The organism is Dyella sp. 01L423, assembly GCF_056399945.1.
The window spans coordinates 241,269-264,611 of the sequence record NZ_JBFTSI010000002.1; the positions used below are offsets into that span (position 1 = coordinate 241,269).

The window sequence follows — 23,343 nt, forward strand, 5'->3', positions numbered from 1 at the left end:
GATTGCGTAGCCTCTGCCTTTTGTCAGATCGGCTCGCCAAGGGCGCACGGTTTATGATCGACAAGTTGCAGCGATCGTCGTCATCAAGCCGGTCGGCTCAACGAATGCAGGCGACGATATCGACCCGGAGGCGCGTGGCATGGCACGTGGGGCTTACGGAGAGCGGCTGGGCCGCAGTTTCAATCTCGATGCGCCGCCGACGCTCGGCAGCCAAACCGACACTGGCCAATTGATGGTTACCGAGCTTTACTGCGAGGCGCCGGATTTCGGCTTTACCACGCCGATTGCGCCGGAAAGCGCCTACCTGCTCGGCTTGCAGCTACGCGGCATCGCCCACCATGAATTGTGGGTCGATGGGCGATCCGTTCCGGTCAAGCCGATCGCGCCGGGCACCACGCATTTGTACGATCTGGAATGCAATCCGGTTTGTTACACCGATCAGCCATTTCACGATCTTTTTTTCTATCTGCCGCGCGAGACGCTGGCCGAACTTGGTGACGATATCGGTATGTCGCCGGTGCGCGACCTGAGCTGGATGCGAGGAGACTTCGTCGATGACCCGGTCATTCGGCACATTGGCTACGCGCTTTTGCCCGCCCTGCATGCGCAGCAGCACACCAACCAGACATTCGTGGACCACATGCTGCTGGCGCTACGCAGCCATCTCACGGTGACCTACGGTGGGACGCCGACGACGCGCGTGACCTCGCCATGCGGAGGTCTGGCGCCGTGGCAAGAGCGTCGAGTCAAAGAATTGTTGCGCATGAAACTCGCCGAAGGCATGCCATTGATCGAGCTGGCGCGCGAATGTGGATTGTCGCCCAGCGCGTTCGTACGCGGATTCAAGCGCAGCACGGGGATGTCGCCGCATCAGTGGCTGTTGATGCGCCGGGTCGATCGTGCCATGGAGCTGATGCACGATCACAGCCGCACATTGGCCGACATCGCCTTGTCGTGCGGATTTGCCGACCAAAGTCATTTCACGCGGATATTCACCGCCAAAGTAGGCGTGAGGCCCGGCGTCTATCGGAGCAGCCTGCCCAGGGCTTGAGCGGTTCGTAGATACCGATGTGCGCGACGCCCCGTTTGGACAATCGGCGCTTGCAACCTTCAAGACCCACGTCGGCGATGCCGCGATCATCGGTGCTCCTCACCTGTGGAGTGGAGCGCCATGTCACGCCGTCCGTTGCGTCGCTTTCACACAAGCTTGTCGCTGGCCCTGTGGGCCGCCTTCGCCCTGGTTGCACCAGCCATGGCGCAGGACACGACCCCTATCAGCGGCCCCGCCCGCGAGACGCCGCTGAGCATGGTCAATGCATTGCATACGGCGTTCGGGGATCACCACGCGCGTGCGGTGCACACCAAGGGCGTGATGCTGGAAGGAACGTTTACGCCCGCTCCCGAAGCGCGGACTGTTACAAAAGAGCCCATCTTCACGGGTGGGACCTTGCCGGTCGTCGCGAGATTCTCGCTCTTTGCCGGCGTTCCTGACCTTCCCGACAATGCCGATGGTGCGTCTCCCGCTGGCTTCGCCGCCAAGATCAAGGCGCCCGATGGCGACGATTTCGACATCGAGTGCAATCAGCACAACGGTTTCATCGTCGCGACGTTCGACGAGTTTGCCATTTTCTTGCGCGCGCTCGGCGCGAGCGGACCCGGTGTGCCGCATCCCACGCCGGTGGAGAAGTACGTCGGCGCGCACCCCGGTGTGAAGGCCTTCCTGCAGAGCCGCACCTATCCCATTTCGTACGCTCAGGCGACGTATTTCGGCGTCAATTCGCTCAAGTTCACCAACGCGCAGGGGAAGGCGAGCTATGTGCGTTTTCGGGTTGTGCCGCGTGCAGGCGAGCATTACCTCACGCCAGAAGAACGCAAGGCGCAAAGCGCGAGCTACCTGCAGGACGACATCGTGCAGCGTGTCGGCAAAGAGCCCATCGTGTTCGACTGGTTCGTGCAGATTGCCGACAAGGGTGACCGCATCGAAGACCCATCGATCGCGTGGCCCGATAGTCGCAAGCTGGTCAAGCTGGGGACGTTTACGCTCACCAAGTTGCCCGCCGATCCCGAGGCCGCGCAGAAGGCGCTGCTATTCCTTCCGGGCCAACCGCATCCTGGCGTGGAAGCCGCCGATCCCATGCTGATCATGCGCAATACGGCGTATCCCATTTCTTTCGGCCAACGACAGTAGGATGGATGATGTCGTCTGATGCGGATTTTTCCTTGGGTTCTGACTAAGGACATCGCCATGCGCGCAACGATTACCACTGTGATGACCGAGCACGTGGATTTGCTTTCGAGCAAGGATTTCGCGGAGACCGTTAAGGATCTTACGGCCGAGCTTGGTCATGCCGGCACGGAGAAGTTGATGGATAGACTTTCTTCCAGCGGAAGCTGGGACGAGTACGTCGAGGAATGCTCGGAATTGGCGGGCCGCAGCAAGCTTATCGAGGTGGGTTATCTCAATTGGGGCAAGGTGCTTTCGCTGTCCGGCACGCCCATGAAGGCCGGCTGCTTCATCGTCGGCAATCCGATGACGGCGCAGAAGCTGCTCGCCGCAGGAGGAGCGAAGGTCGGCCTGTACCTGCCGACGAAGCTGCTGGTCTTCGAGGACGTGGACGGCGCCGTCCACGTCTCTTATGACAAATTCCTGCCCGTAATGGCCGCTTACGGTCTTCCGGTGTTGGACAAGGTGGCCGCTGCGATCGACGCCGTGCTGGAAAAGCTCGCGTTGGCAGCGGTCAACTAGTGGATTGCCACGACGAAAGTCGTTAGCCCGGCGTCACTTCGACCGCATCCACGCGCGTGCCGTAGAACGCCACGTAGTCTTTGATCGGTGTCACCGAGTCATACGGATGTTCATACGTCCAAACCGCGTTCGTGCCGCGGTCGCCCGCGGAGGGAATGCTGTAGTAGGAAGCGTCGCCCTTGTATGGACAATAGGTCTGGTGTTCCGTGCGTTTCAGCAGGGACATGTCCACATCCTCGCGCGGGATGTAGTGCACCACGGGATAGTTCGCCTCCTGCAGGCTCAGCGAACGTCGGGTGTCGGCCACGACACGATCCGCCACACGCACGACGACGTGGTCTTTGCTCGGCGTCACCTCGATCGGATGATCGGGTCCGGGAATGCGCTGAACTCGGCTGGACATGGCGTGGCTCCGCTTTCATGGGAAGGAGACGTGCCACCTTACTCGCCGTCGCGACAAGAAAGGGTGCAGCGGATGTTGCGGCCTGCTTACCAGCCGAACGTGGAATACGCCGTACCCTGCAAGCCAAGTTGCAGTCCCTGCCGGGTATAGGCAATGAGCTCGTCGGGCAGCGCGTGCAGCGGGAACCAGTCCAGGCCGCCGTGTTTGTCGGGCTCGCCCAGGGCTGGCTCGCCTTGCCATTGCGTGGCGAGAAAGAATGCGCCCAGCCATTCGCCGCCATGATCGCCTGCTCGGGCGTGCAGCAAGTGGATCAGGCGCATGTCGTGCGGGTGCGCCTCGATGCCGGTTTCCTCGCGAAGTTCGCGCGCCGCCGACTGCTCCAGCGATTCGCCGCCGTCGTGGCCGCCAGCGGGAAGGCTCCAATGGCCGTCCTGCCAGCCGGTGTTCGCTCGCCGCAGCAGCAGAATCTGCTCGCTGCGACGGACCACCACGAATACGCTGGCGTTCAACGCATAGCGTTGTCGAGCCAGCATCGAATTCATCAGGCGAGCGCTTCGAGCATGGACTCCGCGGTGGACACGCGGAATTCGCCGGGTGCTTCCACCTGCAGCTGCTTCACCACGCCGTTCTCGGCGTACAGCGCGAAACGTCGCGCGCGCAGGCCCATGCCGTAACCGCTGCCATCGAGTTCGAGCCCGAGCGCCTTGGTAAACGCACCGTTGCCGTCGGCGAGCATCCACATGCCTGCCGGCACGTGCTGCGAGGCGGCCCAGGCTTGCATCACATAGGCATCGTTGACGGCCAGGCACATCACTTCCACGCCGCGCTGCTGGAACTCGGCGAATTGCTTTACGTAGCCGGGCAGGTGCTTGTTGGAGCACGTCGGGGTGAAAGCCCCCGGTACGGCAAACAGCACGACCTTCCGGTCCGCGAACAGGGTGCCTGTCTGGGCGGGTTCAATGCCATCGTGGACGACGCGGATCTCGACGTCGGGCAGGGTGTCGCCGACCTGGATGCTCATGGCAGAGTGCCTGTGATGATGGGGAAGGAGGCGATGCTAGCGCCACGGGGCCGGCTTGTCGCCTTGAATCACGCCGTTTTCGCACCCATGTGGTCGACCATAGCGACGCAGGCGAGGCCTCGCCATGCGTGACCCATGCGAGCCGGGCGAAGGGTGCCGGCCGATGGGTGCAGATCGAATGTTCCGCCCCTGGGTCTGGGCGGCTGAATTGCCGGGGAGTGGCAGTGGAATTCAAAGATTATTACGACATCTTGGGCGTGAAGCCGGAGGCGAGCGAGGCAGAGATCAAGACTGCCTATCGCAAGCTGGCCAGGAAGTTTCACCCCGACAAGAACAAAGACGCGGGAGCGGAAGAGAAATTCAAGGCGATCAACGAAGCCAACGAAGTGCTGCGCGACGCCGAAAAACGTCGTGCCTACGATGAGCTGCGCGCCGGCGGCTACCGCGGTGGCGAACAGTTCCGGCCGCCGCCGGGCTGGGGTCAGAACCACGGCTTTGATTTCGGCGGCGATGGCGGCGGCGATTTCAGCGACTTTTTCGAAAGCCTGTTTGGCGGACGCGGCGGAGCCGGCCCCGGTCCGCGCGGCGCGCCACGCGCACGCCGTGGCGGCGATGTGCATGCGCATGTGCAGATCGACCTGCAGACGGCGTTTGATGGCGGTCGCACACGCCTGTCGCTGCAGGACGGCAGCGGCGGCGAACGCGTGCTGGAAGTGAAGATTCCAGCGGGCATCCAGCCGGGCCAGGTGATACGTCTGGCGGGGCAGGGGCACAGCGGTTCGGGCGGCGCATCCAATGGCGATCTGTTGCTGGAGGTGGGCATACGCGACGATGGCCGCTTCCGTCTGGACGGCCGAAACGTGCTGCACGTGCTGCCGATTGCGCCCTGGGAAGCTGCGTTGGGCGCCACGGTGCCGGTGCCGACGCTGGCCGGTGCAGTGGATCTGCGCATTCCGGCAGGCTCGCAGTCGGGTCGCAAATTGCGCCTGAAAGGCCGTGGTCTGCCGGGTGCGCATCCCGGCGATCAGCTGGTGGAGCTGTCGATACGCGCGCCGCTGGCCGACACCGATGCGCAGAAGAAGGCGTACGAAGCCTTGCGCGAGGAGTTTGGCGATTACGATCCGCGGCATTGAGGCCTGGCGATCCAACGAAAAACGGCGCCCGAGGGCGCCGTTTTTCTTAGAGCGTGTTCAAAATCTCGTCCCGGTATTCGTTCTTCTTGACCGTCATTCCGGCGCAGGCCGGAGGCGCTTTTCAACAGCCGAAGGCTGGTCATCCACTGGCCTCGGTATCCGGCTTTCGCGAAGGGCTTAAGGCATGTTGGTGATTGCGACAACCCAACCTATTCGCTACTGGATTCCGGCCTGCGCCGGAATGACGGTGAGGGGATGGTAGGTTTAGGCGAGACTTTGGACTGGCGCTTATAAATCTGATTGCAGCGCTTACGCCGGCAGCAGTTCCTTGAGCGTGCTCACCAGCTCTTCCTCGCGGATCGGCTTGGTCACATAGGCCTTCGCGCCCTGGCGCAGACCCCACACTTTGTCCGTTTCCTGGTCCTTGGTGGTCACCAGCACGACGGGGATGTGCTGGGTGTCCGGATCTTTGCTGATGGTGCGCGTGGCCTGGAAACCGTTGAGGTTGGGCATCACCACGTCCATCAGGATCAGGTCGGGGCGCTCACGGCGGGCGGCTTCCACACCAGCGGCGCCGTCCTCGGCAGTCAGCGCTTCATGCCCGAGCTTTTCGACGATGCGCTTGATGCCCAACAGCTGCGACGGCGAATCGTCGACGATCAGGATGCGTGCCATAAGGTGGAATTCCCCTTGTTGTTTCGTTGGATTCTATGACGCGGAAGCAGAGCTTCCAAGCTGAGCGTAAGCTCAGCTTGCGCTACCCACGCGTACTACGGTACGCCCAAATGAGTCGCCCGCAAGCATGCGGGGGAATGCATCGGGCAACTGCTCCAAAGTGACTTCGCGCGTGGCGATGCGCTCAAGATGTTGCGGTTTCCAGTCGCTGGACAGCCGTTCCCATACGCGGTCGCGCAGGTCGCGCGCCGTCCCGGCCGAGGCAATGCCCAGCAGGCTGGCGCCGCGGATGATGAAGGGCATCACCGTGCTTTCGAAGCCGATGCCGCCGGCATTGCCGCAAATGGCGACGTTGCCGTAGGGCGCGATCAGCGGCAGCAAACCGGCCAGCATGGCGCCGCCGACGTTGTCGAGCGCGCCGCCGAAGCGCGCCGAATCCATCGGCTTGCCGCTGAAAACGAGCTGGTGGCGATCGATGCACTCGGCCGCGCCGAGGTCGCGCAGGAAGTCGAAATGGGAAGCTTTGCCGCTGATCGCATGCACGGCGTAGCCGGCACGCGTGAAGATATCGATGGCCAGCATGCCCACGCCGCCGCTGGCGCCGGTGACGGCGAGCGGGCCGAGCGCAGGCGTCTGGCGGTTGTCTTCCATGCGCAGCAGGGCGAGCGCGGCGGTAAAGCCGGCCGTACCGATGATCATGCTGTCGCGCAGGCTCAATCCCTTGGGCAGATGGATGGTCCACGCCGAGGGCAGGCGGATGTATTCGCCGTAACCGCCATCGCGCGTTTCGGACAGGCCGCTGCCGGTGCACAGCACGGCGTCGCCTTCCTTGAAGGCCGGATCGGTCGAGGCGACCACCGTGCCCGACACGTCGATGCCGCCGTTGAGCGGGTACTGACGGAGGATTTTGCCCTTGCCGGTGCCGGCCAGCGCATCCTTGAAGTTGATCGACGAGTAGGCGACCTGCACCAGCACTTCGCCGGTGCTCAGCGCATCGGCGGCGAGGGTCTCGATACCGCCGCGATAGCCGGCGTCGTCGTTATGGATACGGAAGGCGCGAAAGGCGCTGGGTGTACTCATGGCCAATCCTTAAAAGGCGTCGTGCCGGGGTCAGGCTTTGACGCTGCTGCGGTCGATCCATTTGGGCGTGTGGACGCCCTGGTAGCTGTCCAGCCAGTCGAACAGCTGGGGCATGTCCTGACCGAACCATACACTTTCGCGCTGCTCGGGGCGCACGAATCGTTCGGCCACCATGTGGTCCATCATGGCGCGCAGATGTGTGTAGTAGCCGCGTACGTCGTAGAAGGCGCACGGATAGCGATGCAGGCCCAGCTGCGCCCAGGTCAGCATTTCGAACATCTCGTCCATGGTGCCGTAGCCGCCGGGCAGGGCGACGAAGGCATCGGACAGCTCGAACATGCGCGTCTTGCGCTGATGCATGGTGTCCACCACCACCAGCTCGCTGAGGCCGCCGTGCGCCACTTCCAGGTCGACCAGCTGGCGTGGAATCACGCCTATCACCTTGCCGCCGGCGGCCAGCACCGCGTCGGCCACGGTGCCCATCAGGCCGACCTTGCCGCCGCCATAGACCAGCGCGATGCCGCGGCGGGCCATTTCGGTACCGAAGGCACGGGCCTGTTCGACGTATTCAGGATGATTGCCGCTGCTGGAGCCGCAGTAGACGCAAAGGGCGGTGGGTTGGGGCATGGGGATCAAGATGCGTGGGGATAAAATCGTGCGTCATTCCGGCGAAAGCCGGAATCCAGCGACTTCAAGCGATGAAGCGAAAGGCACTGGATTCCGGCTTTCGCCGGAATGACGCCATGGTTGTAGCGCATTCGAATGCGAAAAAACAAAACGGCCCGCTCATGTTGCCACGAGCGGGCCGCGGATTCCGTGTCGCCGGCCGTGAAGGCGCGGCGCGGTGTCCTTAATTGCCCTTGTGGATGGCGCGCTTGTCGACCGACAGAGCGGCCTCGTGCACGGCTTCGGACAGCGTCGGATGCGCGTGGACGATGCGGGCCAGGTCTTCGGAGGAGCCCTTGAACTCCATCGCGACCACGCACTCGGCGATAAGCTCGGACACGCCCGGGCCGACCATGTGCACGCCCAGGATGCGGTCGGTTTCCGCGTGGGCGAGCATCTTCACCTGGCCGATGGCCTCGTTCATGGCCACGGCGCGGCCGATGGCGGCGAACGGGAAGGTGCCCACCTTGTACGGGATGCCTTCGTCCTTGAGCTGCTTCTCGGTCTTGCCGGCCCAGGCGATTTCCGGCTCGGTGTAGATCACCCACGGCACGGTGTCGAGGTTGATGTGGCCTGCCTTGCCGGCAATCCACTCGGCCACGGCCACGCCTTCCTCGGAACCCTTGTGCGCCAGCATCGGGCCGCGCACGGCGTCGCCGATGGCCCACACGCCGTTCACGCCGGTGTGGTTGTGCTCGTCGACCACGATGCGGCCGCGCTCGTCCAGCTTCACGCCGGTGTCGGCGGCCAGCAGGCCGTCGGTGTAGGCGCGGCGGCCCACGGCCACCAGCAGCTTGTCGACGGTGAGCTCGTGCGCGCCGTCCTTGTCTTCATAGGTCAGGGCGACTTCGTTGCCCTTGATCTGCGCCTTGGTGAGCTTGGCGCCGAGCTTGATGTTCAGGCCCAGCTTGCCGAATTCCTTGAAGGCGATCTTGGCAATGTCGGCGTCGGCGACGCTGAGGAAGTCCGGCAGCGCTTCGAGCACGGTCACGTCCGAACCCAGGCGCTTCCATACGCTGCCCAGCTCCAGGCCGATCACGCCGGCGCCGATCACGCCCAGGCGCTTGGGCACTTCGGTGAAATCCAGCGCGCCGGCGTTGTCGACGATGAACTTGTTGTCGAACTTGGCGAACGGCAGCTCGATCGGCACCGAGCCGGAAGCGAGGATCACGTTGGTGGCGCTGATGGTCTGCTTGGAACCGTCGTTGCCGGTGATCTCGACGTCATTGCCCTTGAGCAGCTTGCCGGTACCGAAGAACGGCGTGACCTTGTTGGCCTTGAACAGCTGGCCGATGCCGCCGGTGAACTGCTTGACGATCTTGTCCTTGCGGCCGATGAAGGTGCCCAGGTCGACCTTGGCGCCTTCCACCGTGATGCCATGCACCGGCAGGTTGTGCGCGATGTTGTAGTACTGCTTGGACGAATCGAGCAGGGCCTTGGACGGGATGCAGCCCACGTTGAGGCAGGTGCCGCCGAGGGCCTGCTTGCCATCCTTGCCCACAAAGGCGTCGATGCACGCAGTCTTCAGGCCCAGCTGCGCGGCGCGGATCGCGGCCACATAGCCGGCCGGGCCGGCGCCGATGACGATGACGTCGAATTTTTCGCTCATGATGTTTCCTGGCTGTATGACGGGCCGGGGAGCTCGTCACGTATGAAGCGGGAGATGTGTGCGGCGAGCGTGGATTCAATGCCACCGCTCGCCGCCAGAGCTTCGTTACCCGGTTGCACGGATCGCCGAGACGACCCGTGCGCGCGATCAGATACCGAGCAACATGCGCTGCGGATTCTCAAGCTGGTTCTTGATATCGACCAGGAACAGCACCGCGTCCTTGCCATCGATGATGCGATGATCGTAGGACAGCGCCAGGTACATCATCGGGGCGGCGATCACCTGGCCGTTCTCGACGATGGCGCGCTCCTTGATGGCGTGCATGCCCAGGATGGCGCTCTGCGGCGGGTTCACGATCGGGGTCGACAGCAGCGAACCGAAGGTGCCGCCGTTGGTGATGGTGAAGGTGCCGCCCTGCAGGTCGTCCAGGCCCAGCTTGCCGTCACGCGCCTTCTTGGCGTAATCGACGATGCCGCGCTCGACGTCGGCGAAGTTCATGTCCTGCACGTCGCGCAGCACCGGCGTCACCAGGCCCTTGTCGGTGGACACGGCGATGGAGATGTCCTGGTAGCCGTGATAGACGATGTCGTTGCCGTCGACCGAGGCGTTGACCAGCGGGTGACGCTTCAGCGCTTCGGCGGCAGCCTTGACGAAGAAGCTCATGAAGCCGAGCTTGACGCCGTTGGCCTTCTCGAACGACTCGCCCAGCGCCTTGCGCATCTTCACCACCTCGGCCAGGTTCACTTCGTTGAACGAGGTGAGCATGGCGATGGAGTTCTTCGACTGCATCAGGCGCTCGGCGATGCGGGCGCGCATGCGGGTCATCGGCACGCGCTCTTCCGGACGCGAGCCGGGGGTCGGCTTGGCAGCCGGAGCAGCAGCGGCCGGAGCGGCGCCACCCTTGCCGACGTTGAGCAGGTCTTCCTTGGTCACGCGACCGTCGCGGCCGGTGCCGGCCACCTTCGATGCATCGATGTTCTGCTCGGTGGCCACGCGCAGGCCGGCCGGGGAGAGGTCGGCATTGCCCTTGGCAGCGGCAGCCGGAGCGGCCGGTGCGGCAGCCGGCGCGGGAGCCGCAGCGGCCGGAGCCGGTGCAGCAGCGGCAGCGCCTTCCTCGATCACCGCGATCACCTGCTGGCTGTTCACCGTGTCGCCGGACTGGAACTTGATTTCCTTGAGCACGCCGTCGACCGGCGAGGGCACTTCAAGCACCACCTTGTCGGTTTCGAGGTCGACCAGGTTTTCGTCGCGCTTCACCGCTTCGCCGGCCTTCTTGTGCCAGGTAGCGATGGTGGCGTCGGAGACAGACTCGGGCAGGACGGGAACTTTGACTTCGATGGACATGTGGATTCCTTGAGTGAATGCGTTCATCCCTGAACGCTAAGGTCAAAAAGCGGCTTTCCATAGCCGCACTTCTCAATTTGGTGCGCTCATCCCTGAACGCTAAAAAGTGGAAAAGCGGCCATCCATGGCCGCACTTTTCAGGATTTTATTCTGCGGAATGGTCGGTGCCGACCGGCGTAACCAAGGCTTGCTCAACCAGCGCGGCCTGCTCGACAACGTGCGTGTTGAGATGGCCGGCAGCCGGCGCCGGCGAGCGCGCGCGACCCGCATACGAGAGGCTTTGCTTGCTGTTGACGCAGGCCTGCAGGTGATGGCGGATCTGGAACCAGGCGCCCTGGTTCATCGGCTCTTCCTGGCACCACACCACTTCCTTGGCGGCGGAGTACTTCTCGAGCTCGGCGGTGACCTGCGGACGCGGGAACGGATAGAGCTGTTCCACGCGCACGATGGCCACGTCGGTCTGGCCACGCTTTTCGGCGTCTTCCAGCAGGTCGTAGTACACCTTGCCCGAGCACAGCACCACGCGCTTGACCTTCTTGGCGGCCAGCTCGCGATGCTCCGGGATCACCAGCTGGAAGCTGCCGTTGGCCAGCTCGTCCAGCGAGGACACGGCCAGCTTGTGGCGCAGCAGCGACTTGGGCGTCATCACGATCAGCGGCTTGCGCGTCGGGCGCACCATCTGGCGGCGGATCATGTGGAATGCCTGGGCCGGCGTGGTAGGCACGCAGACCTGCATATTGTCCAGCGCGCACAGCTGCAGGAAGCGCTCCAGGCGGGCGGAGGAGTGCTCCGGGCCCTGGCCTTCGTAGCCGTGCGGCAGGAACAGCGACAGACCGCACAGGCGATTCCACTTCGATTCGCCCGAGCTGATGAACTGGTCGATCACGACCTGCGCACCGTTGGCGAAGTCGCCGAACTGGCCTTCCCAGATGTGCATGGTGTACGGGTCGGCGGTGGCGCTGCCGTACTCGAATGCCATCACCGCTTCTTCGCTCAGCAGCGAGTCGATGATCTCGACGTCGGCGCCGCTGCGCACGTCGGCCAGCGGCATATAGGTGTAGCCGGTCTGCTGGTCATGCAGCACGGCATGACGATGGAAGAAGGTGCCACGGCCGACGTCCTGGCCCACGATGCGCAGGTTGTAGTTTTCGTCGATGAGCGAGGCGTAGGCGAGGTTCTCGGCAAAGCCCCAGTCGCCCGGCTGTTCGCCGGCGGCCATCTTGGCGCGGTCTTCGTAGATCTTGGCCACGCGCGACTGCAGGGTCAGATCCTTGGGCATCTTGAGGATCTGGTTGGCCAGTTCCACCAGGCGCTGCTTGGGGTAACCCGTCGGAGTCTCGGTGGACAGCTTGCCGCCGATGAACTTGTCCCAGTCGACTTCGATGTCCTTGACCAGCGAGCTGGTCAGCTCGGTCATCGGCTCGCCGGCCTCGAGGCGGGCGCGGTAGTCCTCGAACATCTTCTGGCCGTCGCCTTCGGCGATCACGCCTTGCTTGACCAGCTCCTGCGCGTACAGGTCGCGTGTGGTCGGGCGCTTGCGGATGATCTGGTACATCACCGGCTGGGTGGCTGCCGGCTCGTCGGCCTCGTTATGGCCGTGGCGGCGGTAGCACACCAGGTCGAGCACGGCGTCCTTGCGGAACTGCTTGCGGAAGTCATACGCCAGACGCGTGGCCTGGATCACCGCTTCCGGGTCGTCGCCGTTCACGTGGAACACCGGCGCGTTGACCATCTTGGCCAGGTCGGTGCAGTACAGCGTGGAGCGGGCGTCCTGCGGATTGGAGGTGGTGAAGCCCACCTGGTTGTTGATCACGATGTGCAGGCTGCCGCCGATCTTGAAGCCGCGGGCCTGGGACATGTTGAACAGTTCCATGTTCACGCCCTGGCCGGCCAGCGCGGCGTCGCCGTGCACCAGCACGGCCATCGACTGCTTGCGCTCGGTGTCGCGGCGACGGACCTGGCGCGCATGCACCGAGCCGGCCACCACCGGATTGACGATCTCCAGGTGCGACGGGTTGAACGCCAGCGCCACGTGGGTGCCGCCGTTCGGCGTCTTGACGTCGGCGGAGAAGCCCATGTGGTACTTCACGTCGCCCGAGTGCGCCGGATCATCCGGATGGTCGAACTTGCCTTCGAACTCGTTGAACAGCGTGCGCGGCGGCTTGCCGAGGATGTTCACCAGCATGTTGAGGCGGCCGCGATGGGCCATGCCGATCACGACTTCCTTGATGCCGTTGTCGCCGGCGGCGCGGACGATGTCGTCCACCATCGGGATGAAGCTGTCGCCGCCTTCCAGCGAGAAACGCTTCTGGCCGACGTACTTGGTGTGCAGGTAGCGCTCGAGGCCTTCGGCGGCGGTCAGCTCGGCGAGCACGCGCTTCTTGCCTGCGGCGTCGAGGCCGGCCGTGCCGTTGGCCTGCTCCAGGCGGGTGTAGATCCAGTTGCGCTGCTCATGGTTGCTGATGTGCATGAACTCGACGCCGAGGGTGTTGGTGTACACCTTCTTCAGTCGGGCAATCAGCTCGCGCAACTTCATGCGCTGGCCACCGCCGGCAAAGTTGCCGCAGTCGAACTCGGTGTCCAGGTCGGCATCGGACAGACCGTGGAACGAGGGTTCCAGATCCGGCGCCGGCAGCTTCTCGGCCAGGCCGAGCGGGTCGAGGTTCGAAGCCAGGTGGCCACGCGAACGGTAGGCGGTGAGGATGCGCAGGACGCCGGCCTGCTTGCGGGCGTGGGCGTCGTCGACCGGAGCGCCGGCGACGGCAACCCCGTTACGGCGCTGCTTTTGTGCGGCCTCTATACGCGCAATGGCCGCAGAGTGGGGAACGTCCCCTGACTCGCGGCCTTTGAAAGTCTCGAAGTATTTGCTCCAGGTAGCTTCGACCGACGAAGGGTCTGCCAACCACGATTCATAGAGCTGTTCAACGTAATCGGCGTTACCGCCGGCGAGTTGGGAGGATTCGAAAAACTCGCGGATCAGATTAGTGCTCACGTCACCACCGGTGAGGAAGGGAAGCAGCAGCCGTTCCGACCGGGGTTGGCCGGATGGCTGGGAAAAATCCCGTTAATTATAGCCTTGGGGTGCTGCGACGCGGCAACCCAGGTTGCACCCTTAAGTGGGGTCGATGATCGATATTTCGAGTTATCGGGTACCGACGATCGTCGTAGAGCGCGGATTTGCATCGTTGAATGCGCGTTTGGCGTCGATGTCACCGCCTGGCGCGACGGGAGGCTACCGTTCAGTTACAGATCGAGCGGCAGCCAGGCGCTGGCGCGCGCGGAGCGCTCCCACACCTCGTTGAAGTGTTGCAGCAGCGGCGCTTGCGCGGCGCGATCGGCGAGCGCAGCGCGGCCGTCGGCGCGGCGGGCATCGGGCAGGAACAGATAGCCGCCCTGATCCGTGAGCAGGTAGGACGAGGCATAGGCCAGGTCCACTTCTTCAAGTGGCGTGCGCACCAAGACGATGCTGGACAGGCGCTGGGCCAGGGCCACCAGCCGATGGTTGTCGCGCAGAGCATCCTCGGGCGCATGAAGGATCAGGCGGATTTCGGCGCCGCGGCCGGAGGTGGCGAGGCGCCGAAGCTCGGCCAGCTCGGCGGCGCCGCCGTAGACATCGTCGGTCAGGGCGGGCTGGTAGATGGCGATCCGTCGACGGGCCGCGGTCAACAGGCGAAGGCGGGCATCGGCCAGTTCGCTGCGATCGCGCACGGGCAGGGGCGGCGTGGCCGGCCCAACGCCCGCGTTCGGTGCCTCGTCGTGGACGTCCCGTTCGCTCATCGGCGGCGCGGCTTGCGGGCGACCAGGTGGCCGTCGTTGACCAGGGTGAGCAGCAAGGCGAGCTCGGCGTCCGGCACCTTGGCGCCCGGGGTGAGTTCGCGTTCGGCACACAGGCGCTCGGCGACATCCACCGACGTCGGGTAGGGATGTCCGTTCACGAATAGGGTGGCGCCTCGCTTGGCGCGCGCCCAGGCCATGCGCGCCCATGGGTGGCGCAGCAGGGCAGCGCCCGCATCGAGTTGTTTGCGCAGGGCGGCTTCGGTCAATTCCTTTTCCGGCGGCACCGGCTGCTGGGCACTGCGGTAGCGGGTGATGAAGCGGCCGAACCAGTCGGTGAGCGTGGCGTCGTCCAGCGCCGCGGCGAACGGCAGGGCCTGCTTGAGGCGTCCCAGCGCCGCGCGGTCGATTTCGCCGACGGCCTTGGCCGGGGTCAGGTCGGGATCGGTGTAGCGCAGCTCATCCGGCAGGCGTTCGGCCAGGTAGTCGGCGAGGTCGCCGGTCAGCTCGGCCTGCGACGGCGCACGCATGCCGACCGAGATGGTCAGGCACGGTCCCCCGAACGCGATGCCGTCGTGCGGCACGCCCGGCGGCAGATACAGCATGTCGCCCGGTTCGAGCAGCCACTCGTGGTCAGGTTCGAAGACCTGGAGCTGCTTGAGCTCCACGTCCGGGCGGAAATCCTTGGGAGCCTCGGGGTTGGTATCGACCGCCCAATGGCGCTGGCCCAGGCCCTGCAGCAGGAACACGTCGTACTGGTCCACGTGGGGACCGACGCCGCCGCCGGGCTCGGCGTAGGAAATCATGATGTCGTCCAGGCGCCAGCTTGGCAGGAAGTTGAAGTCTTCCAGCAGGGCGGCCACGTCGGCATCCCACTTGTCCACGTCCTGCACCAGCAGGGTCCAGTTCTTGTCCGGCGTGCTGGCGAAGTCCTTTTCGGTCAGGGGACCGTTCTTGACCTTCCAGCGGTCGCGGCCTTCGTCATGGATGATCAGGCGTGACAGCGCCGTCTCTTCCATCGCCAGGCCGGCAAGGTCGTTCGGCTCGATCGGCGAGACGAAATCAGGGAAGGCCTGGCGGATCAGCAGCGGGCGCTTCTGCCAGTAATCGCGCAGGAAATGGGCGGGACTCATGCCCAGCGGCTGCTTGGCGCTGCCACGGACTTCGATGGGGAGGGCGGGGGACTTGGTCATCTGCCCATTCTAAGCGAAGGCGATGACGGTCCCGTTGATCGTCGTCTGGGGGAAGGCCACCAAGGGAGGGCGGGGGCGCCCCTGGCCGTGGGAAATGAGCCCACGGACATATGGTTATGCCAACACGTCCTTTCACATGACAAGAGGTGATGACTACTTTGAGTGTCCAGGTGTCTGGACGTCCAAAGGTGGGCAGTGAACGCGGTCGTCGCAACGCAAACCGGGCTGGGCTCCATCGAGGGGGACAAGTTGTCCGCGCTGGAGCGATTGGCTGAAGGACTGGGCCCGGCCGAGCTCTACTGGGTCGCCGCATGGAGCGCCGCTCGCGCCGACCAGCTGCAGCGAGGCATCGTGCCCTTGCAGGCGGCCAAAGCCGCTGGCGAGCGATTGACCATTCTGTATGGCAGCCAGACCGGGCAGGCCAAGCGCATCGCCACGCAACTCAGTGCCCGTGTGGAAGCTGCCGGACTGGCGGTCCGCCTGGTGCGGGCCGATGGTTACGCCCAGCGCGATCTGGCCAAGGAAACGCATCTGGTCGTGGTGATCAGCACCCAGGGCGATGCCGAGCCACCGGACGATGCGCGCGGTCTGGTCGAATTCATCCTCGGCAAACGTGCACCCAAGTTGCCCGGCCTGCGTTACGCGGTATTGGGGCTGGGCGATTCGAGCTATCCGCAATTCTGCGCGATCGGTCAGCAGCTCGATCAGCGCTTTGCCGAACTTGGCGCGTCGCGCCTGGCGCCCTTGGGCGAAGCGGATGTGGACGTCGACGCGGTGGCGACACCATGGACGGAGCGCGCGCTCGAACAGGCCAGGCAGGCCCTGGGCGCAACGCAACCGGCGGCGCGGGTGACGGCGCTGCAACCGGTGCCCTCGCGCGCCAGTCATCATCGGGACCGGCCCTTTGCCGCGCCGGTGCTCGACAACCAATCGATCGTGGCGCGCGAAGCGGGTCGGGACGTGCGTCATTTGGAGTTGTCGCTGGACGGATCCGGCCTGCGTTACGAGCCCGGCGATGCCGTTGGCGTGTGGCCGCAGAACCCGCCCGCGCTGGTCGATCAATGGCTGAACCTGCTCAGGCTCGACGGCGAGCGCGCGGTGTTCCACGACGGCAGGGAGCTGCCATTGCGTCACTGGCTGACCCACGAGCGCGAACTCACGCGCTTGAGTCGTCCAGTGATCGCAGCCGTGGCCGACGTGAGCGGCGATCAGGAACTCGCCGGCCTGCTGCGGCCGGATCAATCGCCACGCCTGGCTGCGCTGCTGGCGGACGAACAACCCATCGACCTGTGGCGTCGCCATCCCACGGGATGGTCGGCGGATGACTTGGTAGCCGCACTGCGCCCGCAGACGCCGCGCTTGTATTCGATTGCATCCAGTCAGAAAGCAGTGGGCGACGAAGTGCATCTGACCGTGGCTGTGATTGACTACGAAGCGCACGGCGAACGACGTTGGGGCGCGGCGTCTTCCTTCCTTGCCGCCGCGACGGACGAGCGACGCGTACCGATCTTCATCGAAGAAAACGAGCGCTTCCGTCTGCCCAAGGACGATAGCCGCGACGTGATCATGATCGGGCCGGGCACGGGCGTGGCGCCGTTTCGCGCCTTCGTGCAGGAGCGCCGCGAAACGGCGGCGCGCGGACGTCACTGGCTGTTCTTCGGCAACCGCCACTTCACCAGCGAATTCCTCTATCAGACCGAGTGGCAGGCGGCCTTGCGCGACGGCTCGCTGGATCGGCTCGACCTGGCTTTCTCGCGCGACGGCGATGCCAAGGTCTATGTGCAGCAGCGCATTCGTGAGCAGGGCCGCGATCTCTATGCGTGGCTGCAGGAAGGCGCCCACGTCTACGTCTGCGGCGATGCGAATCATATGGCCAAGGACGTGCATGCCGCCTTGATCGACGTGGCCGTCACCCACGGTGGCCAATCGCACGAACAGGCGAAGGAATGGCTGTCCGGTCTCCTCCAGCAGGGGCGCTACGCCCGCGACGTGTACTGATATGACGACACCGCTCTCCGATTTCGAACGCATCAAGGCTGCCAGCCGCCAACTGCGCGGCAGCATCGTCGAAGGCCTGCGCGATCCGGTGACCAACGCGATCAGCGACGACGACAACAAGCTGCTGAAGTTCCATGGCAGCTATCAGCAGGATGATCGAGACCTGCGCGAGGAACGTCGCAAGCAGAAGCTCGAGCCGGCGTTCTCCTTCATGCTGCGCGCACGCCTGCCGTCCGGCGTGGTGACGCCCACGCAATGGCTGGTGTTTGATCGCCTCGCGCGCGACTACGCCAATGGCACGTTGCGCATCACCACGCGCCAGACGTTTCAATGGCACGGCATCATCAAGCACAAACTCAAGCCCACCATTGCCGCCATCCATGACGCCCTGGCGACCACGATTGCCGCGTGCGGCGACGTGGTGCGCAATGTGGTGAGCACAGCCAATCCGGTGGAATCCAGTGCGCACGCGCTTGCCTACGAGTGGGCGACGCGGCTCTCGGAAGAACTGTCACCGCGCACTCGCGCCTATCACGAGATCTGGCTTGACGGCGAACCACTGGTCGACGAGCCGGAGAACGAAGAGCCGCTCTACGGCCGCACCTATCTGCCGCGCAAGTTCAAGATCGGCCTGGCCATCCCGCCGCTCAACGACGTCGATGTCTTCGCGCAGGATCTGGGTCTGATCGCGATCATCGAGCATGGCGAGTTGAAGGGCTTCAATGTCGCCATCGGCGGCGGCATGGGCGCAACCCATGGCGATCCAAGCACGTATCCGAGGTTGGGAAGCATCATCGGCTTCGTGCCGCCGGAACGTCTGCTCGCCGTGTCCGAGGCCATCGTGACGGTGCAGCGCGACTGGGGCAATCGCAGCGAGCGCAAGCATGCACGCTTGAAATACACGCTCGATCATCGCGGCGTGGATGTTTTCAAAGCGGAACTCGAACGCCGCCTGGGCTTTGCGCTGGAAGACGAACGAGACTATCGCTTCGACCACAACGGCGATCGCTACGGCTGGATCGAAGGCGACGATGGGCGCTGGCATCTGACCCTGCAGATCGAATCAGGTCGACTCGCCGATGTGGGCGAGCGCCGCTGGCTCACCGGATTGCGGGAGCTGGCGCAGGTCCACGAAGGCGACTTCCGACTTACCTGCAACCAGAATGTGATCGTCGCCAACGTGGTCGCGGATCAGCGCGCACGCATCGACGCCATCGTGGCGGCGCATGGGCTCGATGGTTATCGCACCGACAGCGGCATCCGCCGCCACGCCGTGGCCTGCGTGGCGCTGCCCACCTGCGGCCTGGCGATGGCGGAGAGCGAACGTTACCTGCCCGATATCCTGCCCAGGCTGGAAGCGCTGCTGGACTCCTTTGGCCTGCGCGACGCACCCATCCTGTTGCGTCTGTCGGGTTGCCCCAACGGCTGCTCCCGCCCGTACCTGGGCGAGATCGCCCTGGTCGGGCGGGGACCGGGTCGCTACGACTTGCGACTGGGTGCGGACTTCCGCGGCCAGCGCCTCAACCAGGTTTACCGGGAGAACGTCGACGAGCCAGCGATCCTCGACGCCTTGTCGCCACTGTTTGCGGATTACGCGGCAGCACGCCGGGTCGACGAAGGCTTTGGTGATTTCCTGCTGCGCGTCGGCGCGGTCGATGCCTCCACGCGGCGGATCCCGCTCGAGGTGGTGGCATGAAGCAGGCGCTGCTGGAGGACGCTCAGCACGATGCCCGGGCCCTGGATGCATTGAATGCATGGCTGGGCGGTCTGCAGGCGGAGCAACGCGTGATCTGGGCGCTGGCCCATGCACCGGGCACGCATGTGCTGTCCTCGAGTTTCGGCGCACAGGCGGCAGTCTCGCTGCATCTGTTGACGCGGCAGAGGCACGATCTTCCCATCGTGCTGATCGACACCGGCTATCTGTTTCCCGAGACGTATCGCTTTATCGATGAGCTGCGCGAGCGACTCGGCCTGAACGTCAAGGTGTATAGCGCCGCGGAAAGTCCTGCATGGTTTGAAGCCCGAGAAGGGCGGTTATGGGAGCAGGGTGTGGCAGGCATCGACCGTTACAACCAGCTGCGCAAAGTGGGTCCGATGCAGCATGCCCTGAACGAGCTCGATACCGGTTCGTGGTTTGCGGGATTGCGCCGCAGCCAGGCGCGCACGCGCGCCGCCATTCCCTATGCCGAGCGCCGCGACAACCGCTGGAAATTTCATCCCATCGCCGACTGGACCGACCGCGACGTGGGCCTGTATTTGCGCAAGCACGGCCTGCCGTACCACCCGCTATGGGAACAGGGTTACATCTCCATTGGCGATGTGCACACCACGCATCGCTGGCAACCCGGTTCCGAGCTGGATGCCACCCGTTTCTTTGGCCTGAAGCGCGAATGCGGGCTTCACGGCCTGGCCTGACCGAACACCACAAGAACCGCCCCGGCGCACGCCGCCGGTTTCCGCCCCGATAGAGAAAACGACACCATGAGCCAGAGTGCCCTTGCGCAGTCCGAAGCTGCGCTGCTCGACGATGCCTTCGTTTCGCTGATCGCGCCTCACGGCGGTGTGCTGAAGGAGTTGTATCTGCCGGCGGAGGAGGCCGCCGTGCTCAAGCAGCGCAGCGCGGGCCTGCCGGCGATCGATCTCAATACGCGCCAGTTGTGCGATTTGGAGCTGCTGCTCAACGGTGCGTTCTCGCCGCTCGAAGGGTTTCTCATCCAACGCGACTACGATCGAGTGGTCGCCGAATACCGACTGGCCGACGGCACGCTGTGGCCCATACCCGTCACGCTGGATGTGAGCGAGGCATTCGCCGAACGGCTGACCGTGGGCAGCGAAGTGGCCTTGCGCGACGTGGAGGGCGTGCCCATCGCGGTGCTTGAGGTGGAAGATATCTATCGGCCGGACCGCGAGCACGAAGCGCAACAAGTGTTCGGCACGCTCGATCGCGCACATCCTGGCGTGGCCGAACTGTTGGATCGCTATCGCCCGGTGAACCTGGGTGGACGCGTGCGCGGCATCCAGTCACCGTCGCACTACGACTTCGCCACGCTGCGCGATACACCCCGTAGCCTGCGTGCATGGTTCACTTCGCAGGGATGGGATCGCATCGTGGCGTTCCAGACGCGCAACCCCATGCACCGGGCGCATCGCGAACTGACCCTGCGCGCCGCCCAGCAAGTGGGTGCGAAACTCCTGCTGCAGCCATCGGTGGGGCGCACCAGGCCCGGCGATGTCGACCACTACACGCGCGTGCGCTGCTACCAGGCGTTGCTGCCGCAGTACCCGGCCAACAGCGCGCGCCTTTCGCTGCTGCCGCTGGCGATGCGCATGGGTGGCCCGCGCGAGGCGCTGTGGCACGCGATCATTCGCAAGAACTATGGGGCGAGCCACTTCATCGTGGGGCGCGATCACGCCGGTCCCGGCAACGACGCCACCGGCAAGCCGTTCTACGGTCCGTTTGACGCACAGCATCTGCTGGAGCGACATCAGGACGAACTTGGCATTCGCATCGTGCCGTTCCCTGCGATGGTGTATGTGGCCAATCGCGACACCTATCTGCCGTCCAACGAAGTGCAGCCCGGCGATGAAGTGCGCGACATCTCGGGCACGCAGCTGCGTCGCCACCTGCAGGAAGGTAGCGATATTCCCGCATGGTTTTCCTTTCCCGACGTGGTGAGGATCCTGCGCGAGCGCCATCCCGTGCAGGCGTCGCGTGGCTTTGCCTTGTTCTTCACCGGGCTATCCGGTGCCGGGAAGTCGACCATTGCGCAGGCGGTCGTCGCGCAGTTGCTGGAGCGCACGGCCCGCGCCGTCACCGTGCTGGATGGTGACGAAGTACGCAAGCACCTCTCCCGCGGCCTTGGTTTCTCAAGGGAGGACCGCAATGCCAACGTGACGCGCATCGGTTATGTGGCCAGCGAAATCGTGCGCCATGGCGGCGTGGCGGTTTGCGCCCCGATTGCGCCTTATGCCGACGCGCGCGCCGAAGCACGGTCCTTGGTGGAGGCGCACGGCGATTTCATCGAGATCCACGTGGCGACGTCGCTGGATGTTTGCGAAGCGCGCGACCGCAAGGGTTTGTATGCACAGGCGCGTGCAGGGGCGATCACGCATTTCACGGGGATCAGTGATCCCTATGAGGAGCCGGTGCAGCCGGAGTTGCGGGTTGATGGGAGCGCAGCGGAGCCACTGGTGTTGGCGAGGCATATTGTGGCGCTGCTGGAGCAGCGTGGTTTGTTGCGAGGGTAGACGTGGCGCCGCCTCTTGCTCGTCTGTGGGAGCGCACCCTGTGCGCGACAGCCGCGCTGGGGTGTATCGCTCCGTAGGTTTGTCGCGCACAGGGTGCGCTCCCACAAATAGCCATCCGGCGGCCCTGACTTCGCAATCCACGGAGGCACAAATCCCTCTGTAGGAGCGCACCTTGTGCGCGACCGCCACACTTGGGTATATCGCTCCGTAGGCTTGTCGCGCACTCGGTGCGCTCCTACAAACATCATTCAGCCCCGCAGCGCATCCACGACCAACAAAATCCACCTATCACTGCGCCTCGACCAGCGCCTCAACCACCTTCTGCGGAAGCTTCCGCTCCCGCCAATGCGGCACCCCCGCCCAATGCGACGTCCCCGTCCCACCCGAAGCAAGCGCACGACTCACCGCACGCCGCTCCAGATGCGGCGCAAACACGCTGATGAAATCGAGCGTGTATTCGCGCAGCACGCTTTCACGGCGCAGGACGATCCACGTGGTGCAGGCGGCGAACAGCTTGTCCGCGCTCAGTTCGCTCAGGTCAGTGTCGTGCTCCGGCTGATAGGCCATTTCGGCCAACACGCCGATGCCCAATCCCTCGCGCACATAGGTCTTGATCAGGTCGGCATCGCTGGCGGTCATGACGATCTGCGGATCGAGTCCGGCGCTTTGGAAGGCCCGGGTCAACGAGGATTCCGGCTTCAATGAAGAGTCGTAACTGATCAGCGGATGGGCCGCGAGTTGCTCCAGCGTGGGCGGCTGCTTCTGCCGTGCGAGCGGATGGCTGTTCGGTACCACAATGCTGCGGTTCCAGCGGTAGGCGGGCAGGGCGATGCCATTGGGTGGCGGGGCGCCGGCGGCCGTGCTGACGATGGCGAGGTCGACCTGGCCGACCTCAAGCAAGGAGATAACGTCCGAATCGTTCACCGGCTGCAAATGCACACTCACCTGCGGATAGCTGCGACTAAGCACCGCCACCGCCGAAGGCAGCGCGAAGCGGGCCTGTGTGTGCGTGGTGGCGATGCGCAGCGTGCCGCGCGATTCGTTGCGCAGGTTGGCCGCGATGGAACGGATATTGGCAGCTTCCGCCAGGATGGTGCGGGCGCGTTCCAGCACGTGCGTGCCGGCATGCGTGATGGCGTGCAGGCTGCGGCCCTTGCGGTGAAAGAGTTGAAATCCGAGCTCGTCTTCGAGTTGGCGCAGCAGCTTGCTCAGGCCGGGCTGGGTAGCGTGCACCCGCTCGGCCGCGAGGGTGATGTTCAGGCCGGCATCAGCGATGGCGACGAGATAGCGTAGTTGGGTCAGCGTCATGGTTGGTGTTCCACAGGCAATCGAGAGAGTGGGGACTCGTTATCGCGCTGCGGATACATCGCGCGTGCTCGTCCGCCGATGCGCTGCGCTGGCAGGCGGTCGGGGCGTTTTCCAGCCAAAGGCGATGATGGTCCATGATTACCGT

The 23,343-nt window shown here is 64.5% G+C and carries 20 protein-coding genes; 8 read left to right on the plus strand and 12 right to left on the minus strand.

Features of this window, described 5'->3' with window-relative positions:
* Positions 1-139 precede the first annotated feature (139 nt).
* The 3 genes from AC1DMY_RS07735 (at position 140) to AC1DMY_RS07745 (ending at position 2,746) form a co-directional block, all read left to right on the plus strand.
* Positions 140-1,051: a helix-turn-helix domain-containing protein gene (locus AC1DMY_RS07735; RefSeq protein ID WP_477164389.1), complete on the plus strand. Its 912-nt coding sequence runs from the start codon at positions 140-142 to the stop codon at positions 1,049-1,051.
* A 120-nt stretch (positions 1,052-1,171) separates the two neighbouring features.
* Positions 1,172-2,188 carry a catalase family peroxidase gene (locus AC1DMY_RS07740; RefSeq protein WP_477164390.1) on the plus strand — a complete coding sequence of 339 codons (1,017 nt, stop codon included), beginning with the start codon at positions 1,172-1,174 and terminating at the stop codon, positions 2,186-2,188.
* Between the two features lie 57 nt (positions 2,189-2,245).
* A complete protein-coding gene (locus AC1DMY_RS07745) occupies positions 2,246-2,746 on the plus strand; it encodes a DUF302 domain-containing protein (RefSeq protein ID WP_477164391.1) in 501 nt (166 codons plus the stop codon).
* Positions 2,747-2,768: 22 nt separating this feature from the next.
* Here AC1DMY_RS07745 and AC1DMY_RS07750 read toward each other — a convergent pair whose 3' ends face one another.
* From AC1DMY_RS07750 to AC1DMY_RS07760, 3 genes are all read right to left on the minus strand, one after another.
* Complete coding sequence (locus tag AC1DMY_RS07750) at positions 2,769-3,149, minus strand: DUF427 domain-containing protein (RefSeq protein WP_477164392.1); 381 nt, start codon at positions 3,147-3,149, stop codon at positions 2,769-2,771.
* Positions 3,150-3,235: 86 nt separating this feature from the next.
* Positions 3,236-3,682, minus strand: a complete 447-nt coding sequence (locus AC1DMY_RS07755; RefSeq protein WP_477164393.1) for an NUDIX hydrolase — start codon at positions 3,680-3,682, stop codon at positions 3,236-3,238.
* Positions 3,683-3,690: 8 nt separating this feature from the next.
* Positions 3,691-4,170, minus strand: coding sequence for a redoxin family protein (locus AC1DMY_RS07760; protein WP_477164394.1), 480 nt, complete (start codon positions 4,168-4,170; stop codon positions 3,691-3,693).
* 224 nt (positions 4,171-4,394) lie between these two features.
* On the opposite strand from AC1DMY_RS07760, the gene AC1DMY_RS07765 reads away from it, so the two are divergent.
* Entirely contained in the window at positions 4,395-5,303 is a 909-nt protein-coding gene (locus tag AC1DMY_RS07765) for a DnaJ C-terminal domain-containing protein (RefSeq protein ID WP_477164395.1), read from the plus strand.
* 309 nt (positions 5,304-5,612) lie between these two features.
* Here AC1DMY_RS07765 and pilH read toward each other — a convergent pair whose 3' ends face one another.
* From pilH to AC1DMY_RS07805, 8 genes are all read right to left on the minus strand, one after another.
* Positions 5,613-5,978: a twitching motility response regulator PilH gene (pilH, locus tag AC1DMY_RS07770; protein WP_121880941.1), complete on the minus strand. Its 366-nt coding sequence runs from the start codon at positions 5,976-5,978 to the stop codon at positions 5,613-5,615.
* 72 nt (positions 5,979-6,050) lie between these two features.
* On the minus strand, positions 6,051-7,058 hold the full coding sequence (locus AC1DMY_RS07775; protein ID WP_477164396.1) for an oxidoreductase: 1,008 nt from the start codon (positions 7,056-7,058) through the stop codon (positions 6,051-6,053).
* Positions 7,059-7,088: 30 nt separating this feature from the next.
* A complete protein-coding gene (locus AC1DMY_RS07780; protein ID WP_477164397.1) occupies positions 7,089-7,685 on the minus strand; it encodes an LOG family protein in 597 nt (198 codons plus the stop codon).
* Between the two features lie 223 nt (positions 7,686-7,908).
* The gene (gene lpdA / locus AC1DMY_RS07785) at positions 7,909-9,333 is read right to left on the minus strand and encodes a dihydrolipoyl dehydrogenase (RefSeq protein ID WP_477164398.1); all 1,425 of its coding nucleotides are present in this window, start codon (positions 9,331-9,333) and stop codon (positions 7,909-7,911) included.
* Between the two features lie 147 nt (positions 9,334-9,480).
* Positions 9,481-10,677, minus strand: a complete 1,197-nt coding sequence (odhB, locus tag AC1DMY_RS07790; RefSeq protein WP_477164399.1) for a 2-oxoglutarate dehydrogenase complex dihydrolipoyllysine-residue succinyltransferase — start codon at positions 10,675-10,677, stop codon at positions 9,481-9,483.
* A gap of 145 nt (positions 10,678-10,822) precedes the next feature.
* Positions 10,823-13,669: a 2-oxoglutarate dehydrogenase E1 component gene (locus tag AC1DMY_RS07795; RefSeq protein WP_477164400.1), complete on the minus strand. Its 2,847-nt coding sequence runs from the start codon at positions 13,667-13,669 to the stop codon at positions 10,823-10,825.
* Positions 13,670-13,920: 251 nt separating this feature from the next.
* Entirely contained in the window at positions 13,921-14,454 is a 534-nt protein-coding gene (locus tag AC1DMY_RS07800) for a DUF7931 domain-containing protein (protein WP_477164401.1), read from the minus strand.
* The gene (locus tag AC1DMY_RS07805) at positions 14,451-15,644 is read right to left on the minus strand and encodes a JmjC domain-containing protein (protein WP_477164402.1); all 1,194 of its coding nucleotides are present in this window, start codon (positions 15,642-15,644) and stop codon (positions 14,451-14,453) included. The genes AC1DMY_RS07800 and AC1DMY_RS07805 overlap by 4 nt, the downstream gene beginning before the upstream one ends.
* 195 nt (positions 15,645-15,839) lie before the next feature.
* On the opposite strand from AC1DMY_RS07805, the gene AC1DMY_RS07810 reads away from it, so the two are divergent.
* The 4 genes from AC1DMY_RS07810 to AC1DMY_RS07825 all read left to right on the plus strand — a co-directional run bounded on the left by AC1DMY_RS07810 (position 15,840) and on the right by AC1DMY_RS07825 (position 21,890).
* A complete protein-coding gene (locus AC1DMY_RS07810; protein WP_477164403.1) occupies positions 15,840-17,642 on the plus strand; it encodes an assimilatory sulfite reductase (NADPH) flavoprotein subunit in 1,803 nt (600 codons plus the stop codon).
* Between the two features lies 1 nt (position 17,643).
* A complete protein-coding gene (cysI, locus tag AC1DMY_RS07815; RefSeq protein ID WP_477164404.1) occupies positions 17,644-19,338 on the plus strand; it encodes an assimilatory sulfite reductase (NADPH) hemoprotein subunit in 1,695 nt (564 codons plus the stop codon).
* The gene (locus AC1DMY_RS07820; protein ID WP_477164405.1) at positions 19,335-20,057 is read left to right on the plus strand and encodes a phosphoadenylyl-sulfate reductase; all 723 of its coding nucleotides are present in this window, start codon (positions 19,335-19,337) and stop codon (positions 20,055-20,057) included. The genes cysI and AC1DMY_RS07820 overlap by 4 nt, the downstream gene beginning before the upstream one ends.
* 66 nt (positions 20,058-20,123) lie before the next feature.
* Positions 20,124-21,890 carry a bifunctional sulfate adenylyltransferase/adenylylsulfate kinase gene (locus tag AC1DMY_RS07825; RefSeq protein ID WP_477164406.1) on the plus strand — a complete coding sequence of 589 codons (1,767 nt, stop codon included), beginning with the start codon at positions 20,124-20,126 and terminating at the stop codon, positions 21,888-21,890.
* A gap of 288 nt (positions 21,891-22,178) precedes the next feature.
* On the opposite strand, the gene AC1DMY_RS07830 is transcribed toward AC1DMY_RS07825, so the two are convergent.
* Entirely contained in the window at positions 22,179-23,198 is a 1,020-nt protein-coding gene (locus tag AC1DMY_RS07830) for a LysR substrate-binding domain-containing protein (RefSeq protein WP_477164407.1), read from the minus strand.
* Between the last annotated feature and the right edge of the window lie 145 nt (positions 23,199-23,343).

What these genes read in the sequence shown, in the direction of transcription:
- AC1DMY_RS07735 (WP_477164389.1), top strand. Translation starts at nt 140, where the DNA reads ATGGCACGTGGGGCTTACGGAGAGCGGCTGGGCCGCAGTTTCAATCTC.
- AC1DMY_RS07740 (WP_477164390.1), top strand. Translation starts at nt 1,172, where the DNA reads ATGTCACGCCGTCCGTTGCGTCGCTTTCACACAAGCTTGTCGCTGGCC.
- AC1DMY_RS07745 (WP_477164391.1), top strand. Translation starts at nt 2,246, where the DNA reads ATGCGCGCAACGATTACCACTGTGATGACCGAGCACGTGGATTTGCTT.
- AC1DMY_RS07750 (WP_477164392.1), bottom strand. Translation starts at nt 3,149, where the DNA reads ATGTCCAGCCGAGTTCAGCGCATTCCCGGACCCGATCATCCGATCGAG.
- AC1DMY_RS07755 (WP_477164393.1), bottom strand. Translation starts at nt 3,682, where the DNA reads ATGCTGGCTCGACAACGCTATGCGTTGAACGCCAGCGTATTCGTGGTG.
- AC1DMY_RS07760 (WP_477164394.1), bottom strand. Translation starts at nt 4,170, where the DNA reads ATGAGCATCCAGGTCGGCGACACCCTGCCCGACGTCGAGATCCGCGTC.
- pilH (WP_121880941.1), bottom strand. Translation starts at nt 5,978, where the DNA reads ATGGCACGCATCCTGATCGTCGACGATTCGCCGTCGCAGCTGTTGGGC.
- AC1DMY_RS07775 (WP_477164396.1), bottom strand. Translation starts at nt 7,058, where the DNA reads ATGAGTACACCCAGCGCCTTTCGCGCCTTCCGTATCCATAACGACGAC.
- AC1DMY_RS07780 (WP_477164397.1), bottom strand. Translation starts at nt 7,685, where the DNA reads ATGCCCCAACCCACCGCCCTTTGCGTCTACTGCGGCTCCAGCAGCGGC.
- lpdA (WP_477164398.1), bottom strand. Translation starts at nt 9,333, where the DNA reads ATGAGCGAAAAATTCGACGTCATCGTCATCGGCGCCGGCCCGGCCGGC.
- odhB (WP_477164399.1), bottom strand. Translation starts at nt 10,677, where the DNA reads ATGTCCATCGAAGTCAAAGTTCCCGTCCTGCCCGAGTCTGTCTCCGAC.
- AC1DMY_RS07800 (WP_477164401.1), bottom strand. Translation starts at nt 14,454, where the DNA reads ATGAGCGAACGGGACGTCCACGACGAGGCACCGAACGCGGGCGTTGGG.
- AC1DMY_RS07805 (WP_477164402.1), bottom strand. Translation starts at nt 15,644, where the DNA reads ATGACCAAGTCCCCCGCCCTCCCCATCGAAGTCCGTGGCAGCGCCAAG.
- cysI (WP_477164404.1), top strand. Translation starts at nt 17,644, where the DNA reads ATGACGACACCGCTCTCCGATTTCGAACGCATCAAGGCTGCCAGCCGC.
- AC1DMY_RS07820 (WP_477164405.1), top strand. Translation starts at nt 19,335, where the DNA reads ATGAAGCAGGCGCTGCTGGAGGACGCTCAGCACGATGCCCGGGCCCTG.
- AC1DMY_RS07825 (WP_477164406.1), top strand. Translation starts at nt 20,124, where the DNA reads ATGAGCCAGAGTGCCCTTGCGCAGTCCGAAGCTGCGCTGCTCGACGAT.
- AC1DMY_RS07830 (WP_477164407.1), bottom strand. Translation starts at nt 23,198, where the DNA reads ATGACGCTGACCCAACTACGCTATCTCGTCGCCATCGCTGATGCCGGC.